Below are 17563 nucleotides of genomic sequence, written 5' to 3'. Positions count from 1 at the left end.
CGTAATGAATCGAAGGGCATGGGAATGTCGAACGAGGACAAGCTTCGCGACTATCTCCGGCGGGTATCGGCGGACCTGCACGAGACCAAGCTGCGCTTGCGCGAGGCCGAGGACCGCGCACATGAGCCGATCGCCATCGTCGGCATGAGCTGCCGGTTCCCCGGCGGGGTGGCGTCGCCGGACGACCTGTGGCGACTGGTCGCCGACGGCCGGGACGCGATCACCTCGTTTCCCGCCGACCGCGGCTGGGACGTCGACGGCCTGTACGACCCGGATCCGGACCACCCGGACACCACCTACGCCCGCGAAGGTGGATTCCTGGACGGGGCCGGGGACTTCGACGCCGGGTTCTTCGGCATCAGCCCGCGCGAAGCCCTCGCCATGGACCCGCAGCAGCGGCTGCTGCTGGAGTCCGCCTGGGAAGTGTGCGAGCACGCCGGAATCGACCCCGCGACCCTGCGCGGCACGCGGACCGGTGTGTTCGCCGGGGCGATGTACCACGACTACGGCGTTCGATTCACCCCGGTGCCCAAGGGGACCGGCCGGTACCTCAACAACGACAGCATCGGCAGCCTGGTCTCCGGCCGGATCGCGTACTCGCTCGGCCTGGAGGGTCCCGCGGTCACGGTCGACACGGCGTGTTCCTCCTCCTTGGTGGCCCTGCACCTGGCCGGTCAGGCGCTGCGCTCCGGGGAATGCACGCTCGCGCTGGCCGGGGGCGTCGCGGTGATGTCCAGCCCGTGGCTGTTCGTGGAACTCAGCAGGCAGCGGGGATTGGCGCGGGACGGCCGGTGCAAGGCGTTCGCCGCCGCGACCGACGGCGCCGGTTTCTCCGAGGGCGTCGGACTGTTGCTGCTGGAACGGCTTTCCGACGCCGAGCGCAACGGTCATCGCGTGCTCGCCGTGGTCCGCGGGACCGCGGTGAACCAGGACGGCGCCAGCAACGGCTTCAGCGCGCCGAACGGCCCCGCCCAGGAACGGGTGATCCAGCAGGCGCTGGCGAACGCCCGGCTCACGGAGAAGGACATCGACGCGGTGGAGGCGCACGGCACCGGCACCGAACTCGGCGATCCGATCGAGGCACACGCCCTGCTGTCGACCTACGGCCGGAACCGGGATCAGCCGCTGTGGCTGGGCACGATCAAGTCGAACATCGCGCACGCGCAGGCCGCCGCGGGGGTGGCCGGGGTGATCAAGATGGTGCAGGCGATGCGGCACGGCGTGCTTCCGCAGACGCTGCACGTCGATCAGCCCTCGCCCAAGGTGGACTGGGCTTCCGGTGCGGTGGAACTGCTGACCAAGCAGCGGGACTGGCCGGAGACCGGTGAGCCGCGCCGGGCCGGGGTGTCCTCGTTCGGTATCAGCGGCACCAACGCGCACGTGATCCTGGAACAGGGACCGGCGCCGGACGGGGATCCGGAGCGGAACCACACCGGGCCCGTGCCGTGGGTGCTGTCCGGCCGGAGCAAGGCCGCCCTGCGGTCACAGGCGGGCCGCCTGCTGTCCCATGTGGACGATCGTCCGGACGTCAACGTCGCGGACATCGGATTCTCCCTCGCGACCACCCGGTACGCGTTCGAGCACCGCGCGGCGGTGGTCGGGCGGGACCTCGACGACTTCCGGGCCGCGCTGACCGCGCTGGCCGCGGGCGAACCCGCCCCCGGTGTGGTGGAAGGGGTCACCCGGACCGAGCCCCGGATCGTGTTCGTGTTCCCCGGCCAGGGCACTCACTGGGCCGGGATGGCGGTGGAACTGCTCGAGTCCTCCGCGGTCTTCGCCGAGTCGATCGGGACCTGCGGCCGGGCGCTGGCGGAGTTCGTGGACTGGGACCTCGCCGAAGTGCTGCGCGGTGCGCCGGAGGCGCCGGAGCTGGAACGCGTGGACGTGCTGCAGCCGGTGTCGTTCGCGGTGATGGTGTCCCTGGCCGCGGTGTGGCGGTCGTACGGGGTGGAGCCCGCGGCGGTGATCGGGCATTCGCAGGGTGAGATCGCGGCCGCCCACATCGCGGGGGCACTGAGCCTGGCCGACGCGTGCCGGGTGGTGGCGTTGCGCAGCCGCGAGCTGGCGGCGCTGTCCGGGCAAGGCGGGATGGTGTCGGTGGAACGGCCGGTCGCCGAGGTCTCGGCCTGGCTCGAGCCGTGGTCCGGGCGGCTGTCGATCGCGGCGGTCAACGGTCCCAGTTCGGTGGTGGTGTCCGGGGAAACGGCGGCGCTGGCCGAGTTCGGCCGCAAGCTGTCCGCCGAGGGCGCGCTGCGGTGGCAGATCCCCGGCGTGGACTTCCCGGCGCATGCCGAGCAGATCGACGGGCTCGCCGATGCCCTGCACGCGGCGCTGGGATCGGTGACCCCCGGCAAGGCCGGGGTGCCGTTCTTCTCGTCGACCGACTGCCGCTGGCTGGACGGAACCGAGCTGGACGGTGAGTACTGGTACCGCAACCTGCGCCAGACGGTCCGGTTCGAGGACGCGACGAAGGCGCTGCTGGCGGCGGACCACGCGGTTTTCCTCGAAGTGAGCGCGCATCCGGTGCTGGCCATGGCGATAGAGGAAACCGCCGGACACGAAGGCGCGCCGGTCGCGACCGTGGGCACCTTGCGGCGCAACGAGGGCGGCCTGGACCGGTTCCTGCTGTCCCTCGGCGCGGCTTGCGTGCACGGCGTCTCCCCGGACTGGACCGCGGTGTTCCCCGGCGCGCGGCCGGTGGAACTGCCCACCTACGCGTTCCAGCACGAGCGGTACTGGGTGGACGGCGCGGGCGAGGTGGCCGACGCCGCCGGTTTGGGGCTGGTTCCGGCGGAGCATCCGCTGCTGGGCGCCGCGGTGGCGTTGCCGGACACCGACGGGTTCGTGCTGACCGGTCAGCTCGCCACGCATACCCACCCGTGGCTGAGCGACCACGCGGTGGCGGGTGCGGTGCTTCTGCCGGGGGCCGCTTTCCTGGAACTGGCGCTGCGCGCCGGCGACGAATGCGGCTGCGGCCGGGTCGAGGAGCTGACCATCGAGGCCCCGCTCGTGCTGCCCGAGCGCGGCGGGGTGGCGGTGCAGGTCACGGTCGGCGCCGCCGACGACTCCGGGCTGCGCACGGTGAGCGTGCACTCCCGGCCCGACTCCGGCGACGAAACCTGGACGCGGCACGCCAGCGGAACGATCGGCCCGGACGACCGAGAACCGCCCGAGGCCATCGCGTGGCCACCGCAGGACGCGACCGCGGTCGATCTCGACGGCTTCTACGACCGGATCAACGAGACCTCCTTGCACTACGGGCCGGCGTTCCAGGGCCTGCGGTCGGCGTGGCTGCGCGGGCAGGAGATCTACGCCGAAGTCGTCTTGCCGCGGGAGCATCACGGCGATGCCGTCCGGTTCGGACTGCATCCGGCGTTGCTGGACGCCGCCCTGCACGCGCTCGGCCTGGGTTCGTTGATCGACACCCGCCGGGACGCCGCCCAGGTGCTGCTGCCGTTCTCCTGGGAAGGGCTGAGCCTGTACGCCTCGGGTGCCGCCAGCCTGCGGGTCCGGCTGGCGCCGTCCGGTCCGGACGGGATTTCGGTGCGGGTCGCGGACGAGACCGGTGCCCCGGTCGCGTCGGTGGATTCGCTGATCGTCCGCCCGATGTCCACCGAGCAACTGCGCGCCGCCCGCGCCGGGGACGGGGGGTCGCTGTACCGGGTCGATTGGATACCTGTCCCCGCCGGTCAGCCCACCGGCCGATGGGCGCTGCTGGGCGAGGACCGCCTGGGGCTCGGCCTCACCGAGGTTTTCCCGGATCTCGCCGCCGTTCCAGGCGATTCGGTTCCGGACGTGGTGGTGGCCGAGTACTCGCCGGAGTCCGCCGCCGCGGTGGGCACCGCCGTGCGGGCCGCGGTCGACGAAACGCTGGCGCTGCTGCGATCCTGGCTGGACGACGACCGGTTCGCGGCTTCCCGGCTGGTGCTGGTGACGCGGAACGCGGTCGCCGCGTCCCCCGACGACGGCGAGCCGGACCTGGTGCACGCCCCGCTGTGGGGCCTGGTGCGTTCCGCCCAGTCGGAGAACCCCGACCGGTTCGTCCTGGTGGACATCGATACGCCCGAGGCGTCCGCGGGGCTGCTGACCGCCGCGGTGGCCACCGGGGAGCCGCAGCTCGCGATCCGCTCCGGGACGATCTCGGCGGCCCGGCTGGCCCGGCCGGATCCCGGGGAAACGCTCGTCCCGCCGGACGCGCCCGCGTGGCGGCTGGACATTCCCACCACCGGCACCTTCGACAACCTCGTCCTGGCCGAATGCCCCGAGGTGCTCGAACCCCTGCGCCCCGGTCAGGTCCGGGTCGAGGTCCGCGCCGCCGGGCTGAACTTCCGCGACGTGCTCTACGGGCTCGGGCTCTCGCTCGGCGAGGGGTCGTTCGGCGGTGAGGCCGCCGGGGTCGTTCTGGAGGTCGGCGCGGGCGTGACCGGCCTCGCACCCGGCGACCGGGTGATGGGCGCGATCGCCGGATCGTTCGGTCCCATCGCGGTCGCGGACCACCGGATGATGACCCGCGTCCCGGCCGGGTTGACCTTCGCCGAAGCGGCCACCGTGCCGATCGCGTTCCTCACCGCCTACTACGGGCTGGTGGACCTGGCCGGTTTGCGGCCGGGCGAGTCGCTCCTCGTGCACGCCGCGGCGGGTGGCGTCGGCATGGCCGCCGTGCAACTCGCCCGGCACCTGGGTGCCGAGGTGTCGGCGACGGCCAGCGAAGGGAAGTGGGATGCCCTGCGCGCCAACGGGTTCGACGACGATCACCTCGCCTCGTCGCGCTCCCTCGACTTCGCCGGCAAGTTCCTCGACGTGACCGCGGGGCGCGGGTTCGATGTGGTGCTGAACTCCCTGGCCCGCGACTTCGTGGACACCTCGCTGCGGCTGCTGCCCCGCGGCGGCCGGTTCCTGGAGATGGGCAAGACCGACAAGCGGGCGCCCGAGCAGGTGGCCGCCGACCACCCCGGAGTCACCTATCGGGCCTACGACCTGCAGGAGGCTGGTCTTGAACGCATCCAGGAGATGCTCACCGAACTGGGTGACCTGTTCGAACGGGGTGTGCTGCGGCCACTGCCGTTGCGTGCCTGGGACATCCGCCTCGCCCCGCAGGTATTCCGATTCCTGAGCCAGGCCAAGCATGTCGGCAAGCTGGTGTTGACCTTCCCGCAGCGCCCGAGTCCACAGGGGACGGTCCTGGTCACCGGCGGTTCGGGAACGCTCGCGGGCCTGGTCGCCCGGCATCTGGTCACCGAGCACGGCATCCGGCACCTGGTGCTGGCCAGCCGCAGCGGCCGCGCCCCGGCCGATCTGGCCGCGGAGCTCACCGCACTGGGCGCCCAGGTCACGTTCGCGGCCTGCGACGTGGCCGATCGCGAGGCCCTCGCCGAGTTGCTGGCCGGAATCCCGGAGGACCGGCCGCTGACCGGCGTGGTGCACACCGCCGGGGTTCTGGCCGACGCGGTGATCGGATCGCTGACCCCGGAGCGGGTCGAGCAGGTGCTGCGGCCCAAGGTCGGTGGCGCGCTGAACCTGCACGAGCTGACCCGCGGGCTGGACCTGTCGATGTTCGCGCTGTTCTCGTCCGGCGCGGCCACCTTCGGCTCGCCGGGGCAGGGCAACTACTCCGCCGCCAACGCGTTCCTGGACGCGCTGGCCGGGTACCGGCGGACCCGGGGGCTGCCCGCGACCTCACTCGCCTGGGGACTGTGGGCCGAACGCAGCGGACTCACCGCGGGCCTGGACGAGAGCGACCTGTCCCGGATGACTCGCAGCGGTGCCGTCGCACTGTCCACAGAGGAGGCTCTGCGGCTGTTCGACACCGCTCAGGACATGGCCGAACCCGTCCTGGTCCCGGTGCGGATGGACCTCGCCGCCCTGCGCGGGCAAGGCGTGTCGCTGCCACCGCTGTTCCGGGGCCTGGTCCGAACCCGCACACGACGGACCGCCGGGGAGCCGTCGAGCGATTCCTCCTGGGCGTCCCGGCTGCCCGGACTGTCCGAAGAGGAACGTGAGCGGGCGGTCCTCGACCTGGTGCGGGGAAACGCGGCAGCGGTGCTGGGACACGCCTCGGCCGCGGGGGTCGAACCGGACCGGCCGTTCAAGGATCTCGGGTTCGACTCGCTCACCTCGCTGGAACTGCGCAACCGGCTCACCGCGGCCACCGGGCTGAAACTGCGGGCGACGTTGATCTTCGACTACCCGACCCCGGCCGAACTCGCCCGGCGCCTGGTGACGGATCTGGTGCCGGACTCCCCGGCCGAGGTGGCCGTGGACCGCAGCGACGCCGAGATCGAACGCCTGCTCACGACGATCTCCGCGCGCAGCATCCGCGAAGCCGGGCTGGTCGAGACGCTGCTGCGGCTGTCCTCCGCGCCGGCCACCGAACCGGCCACCGACGAGAACGCGATCGACGCACTGGATGTCCAGGGCCTGCTGAGCAGGGCGCAGCAGAGCCTCGGCTCCTGACTAAGGAATCTGGAAGGAGCAGGATGGACGCGTCGACCGAGCAGGTTGTCGAGGCACTGCGCGACTCGCTCAAGGAGATCGACCGGCTCCGGGCGCGCAACCAGCGGCTCGCCGACGCCTCGCACGAGCCGATCGCCATTGTCGGCATGAGCTGCCGCTTCCCCGGCGACGTCGCCTCGCCGGAGGACCTGTGGCGGTTGGTCGACTCCGGCACCGACGCCATCACGGACTTTCCGGCGGACCGCGGCTGGGACCAGCCGGGTCAGGGCGGCTTCCTCCCGGACGCGGGGGACTTCGACGCGGCGTTCTTCGGGATCTCACCCCGGGAAGCGCTGGCGATGGATCCGCAGCAGCGGCTGCTGCTCGAGGTCGGCTGGGAGGCGTTCGAACGGGCCGGGCTGGACCCGACCGCGTTGCGCGGCAGCCGGACCGGCGTGTTCGTCGGCACGCACGGGCAGGACTACCTCGGCCTGCTGACCCGGGCCGCGCAGAGCGACGGCTACCTGGCGACCAGCACCAGCGCGAGCGTCATGTCCGGCCGGCTGGCCTACGCCTTCGGGTTCGAAGGGCCGACGGTGACCGTGGACACCGCGTGCTCGTCGTCGCTGGTGGCGCTGCACCTGGCGACCCAGGCCCTGCGGGCGAGCGAATGCTCGCTGGCGCTGGTCGGCGGGGTGTCGGTGGTGTGCATGCCCGACGGGCTGGTCGCGTTCCAGCGGCAAGGCGGGATGGCGCCCGACTTCCGGTGCAAGGCATTCGCCTCGGCGGCGGACGGGACCGGGTTCGCCGAAGGGGTGGGCGTGCTGCTGGTGGAACGGCTGTCGGACGCGCGGCGCAACGGTCACCGGGTGCTGGCGGTCGTGCGCGGTTCGGCGGTGAACTCCGACGGCGCGTCGAACGGGCTGACCGCGCCGAACGGTCCCGCCCAGGAAGCCGTCATCCGCCAGGCCCTGGCGAACGCCCGGCTGGAACCGTGTGATGTGGACGCCGTCGAGGCGCACGGGACCGGGACCTCGCTGGGCGATCCGATCGAAGCGCACGCGTTGCTCGCGACCTACGGCCAGCACCGGGACCATCCGCTGTGGCTGGGATCGCTGAAGTCGAACATCGGGCACGCGCAGGCCGCCGCCGGGGTGGCCGGGGTGATCAAGATGGTCGAGGCCATGCGGCACGGCGTGCTGCCGAAGACGTTGCACGTGGACGAGCCGTCCCGGCACATCGACTGGGCCGGCGGCGCGGTCGAGCTGCTGACCGAGCCGCGGAACTGGCCCGAGCTCGCGCATCCGCGCCGAGCCGGGGTTTCGTCCTTCGGCATCAGCGGCACCAACGCGCACGTGATTCTCGAACACGTTCCGGAGGAGCCCGCCGCACCCGCGACCGAGACCACCGGGCTGCTGCCCTGGGTGCTCTCGGCCCGGAGCGCGGCGGCGCTGCGGGCACAGGCGGAGCGGCTGCACTCCCGGACGGAAGACCTGGGCACGGCGGATGTCGCGGTGTCCCTGGTCCGGACCCGGGCCGCCCTGGAGCACCGGGCGGTCGTGGTCGGCCGGACCCGGGCGGAACTCCGGGACGGCCTGGCGGCGGTGGCGCGGGGCGAGGCGGCACCGACCGCGGCCCGGGGAGCGGCCGGGGCGGGCGGAGTGGCCTTCCTGTTCTCCGGGCAGGGTTGCCAGCGCGCCGGGATGGGGCGCGAACTGGCGCTGGAATTCCCGGTCTTCGCCGCGGCGTTCGACAACGCGGCCGCCGAGCTGAACCGGCATCTCGACCGGCCCCTGCGCGCCGCGCTCGATTCGGAGCTGGCGCACCAGACGGTGTTCACCCAGGCCGGGTTGTTCGCCTTCGAGGTCGCGCTGTTCCGGCTGACCGAGCACTGGGGCGTGCGCCCGGACTTCCTGGTCGGGCATTCGATCGGCGAACTCGCCGCCGCGCACGTGGCCGGTGTGCTGTCGCTCGCGGACGCCGCCCGGCTGGTGGCGGCGCGAGGCCGGTTGATGCAGGCGCTCCCCTCGGGTGGTGCCATGGTCTCACTCCGAGCCACCGAGGACGAGGTCCGCCCGCTGCTGAACGACCGGGTGTCGATCGCGGCCGTGAACGGTCCACAAGCGACGGTGGTCTCGGGCGACGAGGAAGCGGCACTGGAGATCGCCGAGCACTGGGAGCGCGCGGGTCGGAAGGTGAAGCGGCTTTCCGTGTCGCACGCGTTCCACTCGCCATTAATGGACCCCATGCTGGCCGACTTCCGCCGGACCGCGGCGGAACTGACCTACGAACGACCGCGCCTGCGGATCGTGTCCAACCGGACCGGCGAGCCGGTCACCGAGTTCTCGGCCGACTACTGGGTGCGCCACGTCCGGGACACCGTGCGGTTCCGAGACGGCGTCCGCTGGGCGCACGGCCAGGGAGTGACCCGGTTCCTCGAACTCGGGCCCGACGCCGTGCTGACCGCGATGACCCAGGAATGCCTCGCCGACGCCGACGAGGACGCGCCCCCGGTGCTGGTCCCCGCCTGCCGCCGGGACCGGCCGGAGCCCACCACGGCACTGGTCGCGCTGGGCCGGTTGCACGCCGCCGGGGTGGGCGTCGACTGGTCCGCGGTCCTCGCCGAATCCGGCGGCCGTACCGTCGAGCTGCCGACCTATGCCTTCCAGCGCAAGCGGTTCTGGCCGGACGTCCGACTCGAGCCGGTCCGGCCGGTCGAGCCGGAACGTCCGGACTCCGGAACCGAGGTCGCCGAACCGGCACTGGCGCTCCGCCTCGGCGACCTGGACGAAAACGAGCGGCGGCGGACCGTCCTGGACCTGGTCCGGCGCGGCGCGGCGACGGTGCTCGGCCACCCTTCGATCGACGGCATCGAACCGGACCAGCCCTTCGAACAGCTCGGCTTCGACTCGATGACCGCGGTCGAGTTCCGCAACCTGCTGCACGAGGCGGCCGGAGTGCCGCTCCCGGCGACGCTGGTCTTCGACTACCCCACCCCGGCGGTGCTCGCCCGGCACCTCGTCGATCTGGTGCTGGGCCGGGGCGGGGAAGTGACGGCGGCACTCCCGGTCGCCGCGGACGAGCCCATCGCGATCGTCGGGATGAGCTGCCGCTACCCCGGCGGGGTGGCTTCGCCCGAGGATCTGTGGCGCCTGGTCGAGTCCGGCACGGACGCGATCTCGCCGTTCCCGGCCGACCGAGGCTGGGACGTCGAGGGCTGCTACGACCCGGATCCGAACAAGATCGGCAAGAGCTACACCACGCACGGCGGGTTCGTCGCCGACGCCGCCGAGTTCGACGGCGGCTTCTTCGGGATCGGCCCGCGCGAGGCCCTCGCGATGGATCCCCAGCAGCGGCTCCTGCTGGAGGTGTCGTGGGAAGCGGTCGAGCGGGCGGGGATCGACCCGGTGTCGCTGCGCGGCAGCCCGACGGGTGTCTTCGCCGGGGTCGTTTCGAACGACTACGCCAGCCGCCTGCGCACGGTTCCCGAGGAACTCGCCGGATACCTCGGCAACGGCAGCGCCGCGAGCGTGCTGTCCGGCCGGGTGGCCTACACGTTCGGGCTGGAAGGCCCGACGGTCACCGTCGACACCGCCTGCTCGTCCTCCCTGGTGGCGCTGCACCTCGCGGCCCAGGCGCTGCGCGCGGGCGAGTGCTCGCTCGCGTTGGCCGGCGGCGTCACGATCATGTCCACGCCGTCGGCGTTCATCGAGTTCAGCCGCCAGCGCGGCCTGGCCGCGGACGGCCGGTGCAAGTCATTCGCCGCGGCCGCGGACGGCACGAGCTGGGGCGAGGGCGTCGGGGTCGTGGTGCTCGAGCGGCTGTCCGACGCGCGGCGCAACGGCCACGACGTCCTGGCGGTGATTCGCGGTTCCGCGGTCAACCAGGACGGCGCGTCGAACGGGTTGACCGCGCCGAACGGGCCGTCCCAGCAGCGGGTGATCCGCCAGGCGCTGGCGAAGGCCCAGTTGCGCCCGCAGGACGTGGACCTGGTGGAGGCGCACGGCACGGGTACCACCCTGGGCGATCCGATCGAGGCACAGGCCCTGCTCGCCACCTACGGCCAGGAGCGGGACCGTCCGCTGTGGCTCGGTTCGCTGAAGTCGAACATCGGCCACACCCTGGGCGCCGCCGGGGTGGGCGGCGTGATCAAGGCGGTCCAGGCGATGCGGCACGGCGTGCTGCCGAAGACGTTGCACGTGGACGAACCCTCGCCGCATATCGACTGGTCCTCCGGCGCGGTCGAACTGCTGACGGACTCGCTGGCATGGCCCGAGACCGGGCACCCGCGTCGAGCGGGAGTCTCCTCCTTCGGGGTCAGCGGGACCAACGCGCACGTCGTACTGGAACAGGGACCCGCCGTTGACCCGGTTGAATCCCCGAACGTTCCGGTGGTGCCCTGGGTGCTCGCGGGCAAGACCGAAGCCGCGGTGCGCGCGCAGGCGAAACGACTTCAGTCCTATGTGGACGAACGGCCGGAGCTGGCCATCGCCGACGTCGGATTTTCGCTGGCGACCACCCGGTCCGCCTTCACCCACCGAGCAGCGGTGGTCGGCGACCGGGCCGAACTGCTCGCCGGGCTGGCGGCGATCGCCCGTGGCGAGGGGGGAGCCGTCCAGGGGGCGACCGGTTCGGGCGGGGTCGCGTTCCTTTTCTCCGGGCAGGGTGCGCAGCGAGCCCGGATGGGATCCGAGCTGTACCAGGCGTTCCCGGTGTTCGCGGAATGTTTCGACGCGGTGTGCGCGCGATTCGACGCGCAGCTGGACGGGCACGTCGATCGGAAGGTCGCCGAGGTCGTGTTCGCCGAGGCCCTGTTCATTGGGGACGCCGCACCGCTGGACCAGACGGTGTTCACCCAGACCGCCCTCTTCGCGTTCGAAGTCGCGCTGTTCCGGCTGCTGGAGAGCTGGGGCCTGAAACCGGACTACCTGCTGGGGCATTCGATCGGCGAGCTCGCGGCGGCACATGTGGCCGGTGTGCTCACCCTCGACGACGCGACGAAGCTGGTGGCCGCGCGGGGGCGCCTCATGCAGGCGCTTCCCGGTGGCGGCGCGATGGTGTCGATTCGCGCGGCCGAAGAGCAGGTGCTGCCGTGGCTGGACGACCGCGTCTCGGTCGCGGCCGTCAACGGGCCGGAATCGACGGTCATCTCCGGCGACGAGGACGCCGTCCTCGCCATCGCCGGGAAACTGCTTTCGCAGGGCTGGAAGACCAAGCGGCTCAAGGTCAGCCACGCCTTCCACTCGGCTCGGATGGACCCGATGCTCGACGAGTTCGCCAGGGTCGCGGAATCCCTGCGCTATGCCGATCCGGCCATCCCGATCGTCTCCAACGTCACCGGTGAGCCGGTCACCCTCGACGCCGAGTACTGGGTCCGGCACGTCCGGGAAGCCGTGCGGTTCCACGACGGCCTGCGGTGGCTGGCCGACCAGGACGTTCGCCGGTTCGTCGAGTTGGGGCCGGACGCGGTGCTGACCGCACTCGCCCAGGAATCCGGTGCGGAAACGGCAGTCGCGACCGGGCGGCGGGACCGGCCGGAGGTCGAAACCGTGCTCGGCGCGCTGACCCGGCTCCACGTCGACGGCGTGAGTCCGGACTGGGCGTCGCTGTTCGCCGGATGGGGCGCGCGGCGCGTGGACCTGCCCACGTACGCGTTCCAGCGCCAGCGTTACTGGTTGGAGGACACCGAGGCCGACGCGGGCGATCCCGGCGGGCTCGGGCTGGGCGCGGCCGACCACCCGCTGCTGGGCGCGGCGGTGGGGCTGGCCGAGGGCGACGGCTGGGTGCTGACCGGCCGGCTGTCGGCGCGATCGCATTCCTGGCTCGCCGAAGACCTGGACGCGGCCGTGCTGGAACTGGCGCTCCGGGCGGGCTCCGAGGTCGGGTGCGACCGGATCGACGCCCTGACCCTGGATGCTCCACTGTCCCTTCCGGAGGGTACCGGGCGGCAGCTGCAGATCCGGGTCGGCGCCGACGATTCGGGCCGAAGGCCGATCAGCGTCCATTCCCGGCAGGCGGACTCGGCAGATCCCTGGACGCGGCACGCCACCGGGGTCCTGACCGCGGGAGTCCCAGCGACCGGAGGTCTCGCGGAATGGCCGCCCGCCGGGGCTGAGGAGATCTGGCTCGACGAGGCCGAATCCGCGTGGCGGCTGGGCGAGGAAGTGTTCGCCGAGTTCCGCCTCCCGGAAGGGCAGAGCGCCGACCGGTTCGGCATCCACCCCGCGCATCTCGGCGCCGCCGTCCGGGCCGCGGACGGCCGCAAGACGCCGGGCGCCTGGCACGGCGTCACCCTGCACGCCACTGGAGCGCAGGTGGTCCGGGTGCGGATCACCCCGACCGGGACGGACGCGGTGTCCCTGCTGGTGACCGACCAGTCCGGGGACCCGGTGCTGTCCGCCGACACGCTCACCCTGCGCGAACCGTCGTCACGCCCGGAGGACGGGCACGCCCTGCTCCGTCTGGAGTGGACGGTCCGGCCGGGTGGTGGGGAAACCCCCGCGGAGTTCGCCGTCGTGGGTTTCGACGAACTGAAGCTGGGCGTCGCCCTGGAGGGCATCGGCGCGACCGTGCGAGCCTGCCCGGATCTCGCCGCGCTACCCGATCCAGTGCCGGAGCGGGTCCTGGTCCCGTGTGGACCGTGGTCCGGCGACGTACCTACGGCAGTCCGCGAGGCCACGTCCGCGGTCGCGGAACTCCTGCGGGAATGGGTGCGCGACGAGCGATTCGGCGCGTCCCGGCTGGTGTTCGTGACCCGGGACGCCACCACGGACCCGGTCACCGCGCCGATCTGGGGCCTGGTGCGCTCGGCGCAATTGGAGCATCCCGACCGGTTCGTCCTCGTCGACCTGCACGGCATCGGCGTGCCCGCGACGGCGCTGGCCGAAGCAGGTGCGCTCGGGGAACCGCAGGTCGCGGTGCGCGGCGACGAACTCCACGTCCCGCGGCTCACCCGCACGACCGTCACCGGAAGCGACACGCCGATCTTCGACACCACCGGAACGGTTCTGGTCACCGGCGCCGGTGGCGGCATCGGCCGCAGGCTGACCCGGCACCTGGTCGCCGAACACGGCGTCCGCCACCTCCTGCTGGTGTCGCGCACCGCCGCCGAGCACGACTTCGCCGACCTGGACGCCGAGGTCACCGCCGTCTCGTGCGACGTCGCCGACCGTGCCGCGCTGGCCCGCGTCCTGGCCGAGATCCCGGTCGATCGGCCGCTGACCGGCGTGGTGCACCTCGCGGGCCGGGTCGACGACGGACTGCTCGACTCCCTGACCCCGGACCGGTTCGACCGGGTGCTGCGGCCCAAGGCGGACGGCGCGTTCCACCTGCACGAACTGACCCGGGACCACGACCTGTCGGCCTTCGTGGTGTTCTCCTCGGCGGGCGCGGTCGTCGGCAGCCCCGGACAGGGGAACTACGCCGCGGCCAACGCGTTCCTCGACGCGCTCATCCGGCACCGCCGGGCCACGGGCCTGCCCGGCACGTCGCTGGCCTGGGCGCCGTGGCTCGAACCTGGCGGCATCACCGGGCGCCTTGCCGAGAAGGACCGCGCCCGGATCACCCGAGGCGGGGCGATTCCCTGGGAGACCGAAGAAGCACTGGTGGTCTTCGACGCCGCCTGCCGGAGTGGCGAAGCGACGCCGATCCCGATGCGGGTGGACTCCGGCGCGCTGGCCGAGCAGGCACGAGCCGGGACCCTCCCGGCCGTGTTGAGCGGCCTGGTCCGGACGCGCAAGGCCGTCCGCGCGGACACCGGTCGCACCGAGGACTCGCTCGCCGAACGCCTGGCCGCGATGTCCGGACCCGACCGGGTGGAGACCCTGCTCGACCTCGTGCGGACGCACGCCGCGACCGCGCTCGGGCACGCCACCGCGGCCGCGGTGGAGCCGGAAGTCCCGTTCCTGGAGCAGGGATTCGACTCGCTCAGCGCCATGGAACTGCGCAACCACCTGACCACCGCGACGGGGTTGAAGCTGCCCGCGACCCTGGTCTTCGACTTCCCCCATCCCGCGGCGCTGGCCGAGCATCTGGCGACCCAGGTCGCGGCGCCCGAGCCGGTGGCGCTCGCGGGAGCGTCCCTGGATTCGGATTCGGCCGGACCGCTCGCCTCGCTGTACTGGCAAGCCTGTGAGCTGGGCAAGATCGAGGAGTCGGTCAAACTGCTCGAAGCCGCGTCCCGGTTGCGGCCGGCGTTCACCGCGTCCGATCTGGACGAAGCGCCGGACACCGTCCGGCTCGCGCAGGGAAACGGCGGCCCGCTGCTGATCTGCTTCCCGTCCTTCGCGCCCGTCGCCGGTCCGCACGAGTTCGCCCGCCTCGCCGCGTGCTTCGACGAGGAGCGGGAAGTGTGGGCGATACCCCAGCCCGGCTTCATGAAGGGGCAGCGGCTGCCCGACACCATCGAGGCACTCGCCCTGATGCACGCCGCGGCGGTCCGGACCCGGGCGGGCGACCGGCCGTTCGTCCTCATCGGACGGTCGGCCAGTGGCTGGCTGGCTCAGGAAGTCGCCTACCAGCTGGAGAACCAGGCGGTCCGCCCGCTGGCGGTGGTGCTGATGGACAGTTCCTCACCCGAACACATGGCGAAGACCGGGGTCGCGAACGCCATGGGAGCCGCCATGGCCGATCGGGAGAGCGGTTTCGACCTGCTCAGCGACATCCGGCTCGCCGCGATGGGCGGGTACTCGCGCATCTTCGACGGCTGGCGGCCCAAACCGATCGACACGCCGACGGTTCTGCTCAGCGCGCTGGACCCGTTCTCACCGGAACTGCTCGACGAATCGAACCGGCACCACGCGGACTGGCGATCGTTCTGGGAACTCCCGCACACCGCGATCGACATCCCGGGCGACCACTTCTCGATCCTGGAGAAATACGCGGATTCCACTGCTCGCGCCGTTGAACAGTGGTTGCGGGAAAACAAAGTGAACGGTTCGAGCGGAAGGTTCGATCAATGAAAGTCGTCATCATCGGAGCGGGTTTCGGTGGCATGGCCGCGGCCATCTGGCTGTCCGAAGCCGGACACGAGGTCGAACTCTACGAGCAGGCCCCAGCGGTGCGGACCAGCGGCAACGGGGTACTCCTGCTGCCCAATGGCACCGGGCTCCTGCGCGAGCTGGGCGTCGACCTGACCGGGCTCGGCGCGCGGATGGATTCGGTGGACGGGCTCTTCCGCGACGGTTCGCTCGCGCTGCGGGTGCACCTGTCCCGGATCGCGGCCCGGTTCGACGCCCCCGTGCTCGTCGGGTCGAGGGGCCGGGTCGCCGAACGGCTGGTCGCGCGGCTGCCCGAGGGCGTGCTCCGGCTGAACATGCGGTGCACCGGCCTGGAACAGGGCGGGGGCTCGAATCCGGTGGTGGTCTCGTTCGCCGACGGCACCGAGGTGAAAGCCGATGTGGTGATCGGCGCGGACGGTCAGCGTTCCGTCGTGCGCACCAGCCTGTTCGGCGAGGACCCCGCCGTCTACCTGGGCGATGCCACCTGGCACGGGATCACCGACCTGCCCGGCGACTTCGCCTCCGGCCACGCCGTGCACAGCGTGTTCGGCGACGAGGGCATCTGCGTGATGCACCCCGTGGGGGAGGGCAAGGTCTACTGGGCCTTCGAACTGCCGTTCAGCGACGGGGATGTCCTGCCACCCGGCGCGGTGGGCGACACCCGTTCCCTGCGCGAAGAGGGCTCGGCCGTGACCAACCTGCGTGCCCGATTCGGGCACTGGACCGCCCCGGGGCTGCAGCGGCTGCTGGCCGCCATGCGCGACGAGGACGTCAGCGTCTTCCCGCACATCATCCACCGCGAGTTGCCGCAGTGGGGTAAGGGGCCGAGCACGCTGATCGGCGACGCGGCGCACGTGGTGCCCCCGCGGGTGGGCATGGGCCTGAGCCAGGCGCTCGAGGACGCCTGGGTGCTGAGCCGGACGCTCGCCGGTTCGGGCGACGTGGAGGCCCAGGTGCGCGGGTACGAGCAGGCCAGGATCCGCCGGGTCCGCGGGATGCAGAAGGCGGCGCGGACCCTGGGCCGCAAGACGGTCCCGATGCCGCCCTGGCTGCTGCGGCGGATCGGTCGCCTGCTGCCGGTCACCAAGTTCAACCTCGCGCAGGTCAAGAACTCCAGCAACTACCTGAACAACGACCTGCCCGCCATGGCCGTCCAGGAGCGGCCATGATGCACGCGGCGGTCCTGCACGAGTTCGGCGGCGCACCCCGGTTCGAGAAGTTCCCCGAGCCCGAGCCCGGCGACGGGGAAGTCCTCGTCCGGGTCAGCGCCGCGTCGCTGACCCCGCTGGCGCGCTGGGTCACCACCGACCGCGATTTCGCCCGCGGCCGTGAGGTTCCGTTCATCTGCGGCACCGAGGGTGTCGGCGTGCTCGAAGACGGCTCGCGGGTCTCCTTCGGCGTGGTCCGCTCGCCGTATGGCGCGATGGCCGAATATGCCGTCGCGCCGGCGAAACTGTGCACCCCGGTGCCGGAGGATGTCGACGACGTCACCGCCGCCGCGCTGATGAACCCCGGCGTCTCCGCCTGGAACGCGTTGTCCTGGGGAGCGAAGCTGGAAAAGGGCGAGACGGTGCTGGTCCTCGGCGCGACCGGTGTCGCGGGGAAGTCGGCGATCCAGGTCGCCAAACTCCTCGGCGCGGGGCGAGTGGTCGCCGCGGGCCGGAATGAGCAGGTGCTGGACACCCTGGCCGGATTCGGCGCCGATGCGACGATCCCGTTAGGACAGTGCGATGCGGACCTGGCCGAGGCGTTCCGCGGCGCGGCCGGGGAGAACGGCTACGACGTCGTCCTGGACTACCTCTGGGGTCGTCCGGCACAGGTGCTGCTGGACGCGTTGCCCCGCAACTTCCTGGTGACCTCCGAGGTCCGGTACCTGCAACTCGGCCACAGCGCCGGGGAGCGGGTCTCGGTGCACGCCAACGCGCTTCGCCGCACCGGTGTGACCCTCGGCGCCGGGGCGCCGCCGCGGATCGAGCGGCTGCGCGAGCTCTATCCGGTCGTCCTGGCCCATGCGGCGCGCGGCGAGTTACGCGTCGATGTCGAACCGGTGGGCCTGCCCGAGATCGAACAGGCCTGGCGGCGCGAGGTGCCTGGGCGCCGGTTGGTCGTCGTCCCCGAGAAAGGAAGGTAGT

Annotated in this window: 4 protein-coding genes; all 4 read left to right on the top strand. The window is 72.2% G+C overall.

Features of this window, described 5'->3' with window-relative positions; all coding sequences use genetic code 11:
- Window positions 1-24: 24 nt before the first annotated feature.
- From FXO23_RS38110 to FXO23_RS38095, 4 genes are read left to right on the top strand one after another with little or no spacing between them, the layout of a single operon-like run.
- On the top strand, window positions 25-6453 hold the full coding sequence (locus FXO23_RS38110) for a type I polyketide synthase (RefSeq protein ID WP_158891506.1): 6429 nt from the start codon (window positions 25-27) through the stop codon (window positions 6451-6453).
- Between the two features lie 23 nt (window positions 6454-6476).
- Entirely contained in the window at window positions 6477-15392 is an 8916-nt protein-coding gene (locus FXO23_RS38105; RefSeq protein ID WP_158891504.1) for a type I polyketide synthase, read from the top strand.
- Window positions 15389-16600, top strand: coding sequence for an FAD-dependent oxidoreductase (locus tag FXO23_RS38100; protein WP_158891502.1), 1212 nt, complete (start codon window positions 15389-15391; stop codon window positions 16598-16600). The genes FXO23_RS38105 and FXO23_RS38100 overlap by 4 nt, the downstream gene beginning before the upstream one ends.
- The gene (locus FXO23_RS38095; RefSeq protein WP_218952275.1) at window positions 16597-17562 is read left to right on the top strand and encodes a quinone oxidoreductase family protein; all 966 of its coding nucleotides are present in this window, start codon (window positions 16597-16599) and stop codon (window positions 17560-17562) included. Before FXO23_RS38100 ends, FXO23_RS38095 begins: the two co-directional genes overlap by 4 nt.
- Window position 17563 lies beyond the last annotated feature (1 nt).

The organism is Amycolatopsis anabasis (assembly GCF_009765355.1).
Classification (GTDB): domain Bacteria; phylum Actinomycetota; class Actinomycetes; order Mycobacteriales; family Pseudonocardiaceae; genus Amycolatopsis; species Amycolatopsis anabasis.
This window is presented reverse-complemented; position numbering and strand designations above follow the sequence as displayed.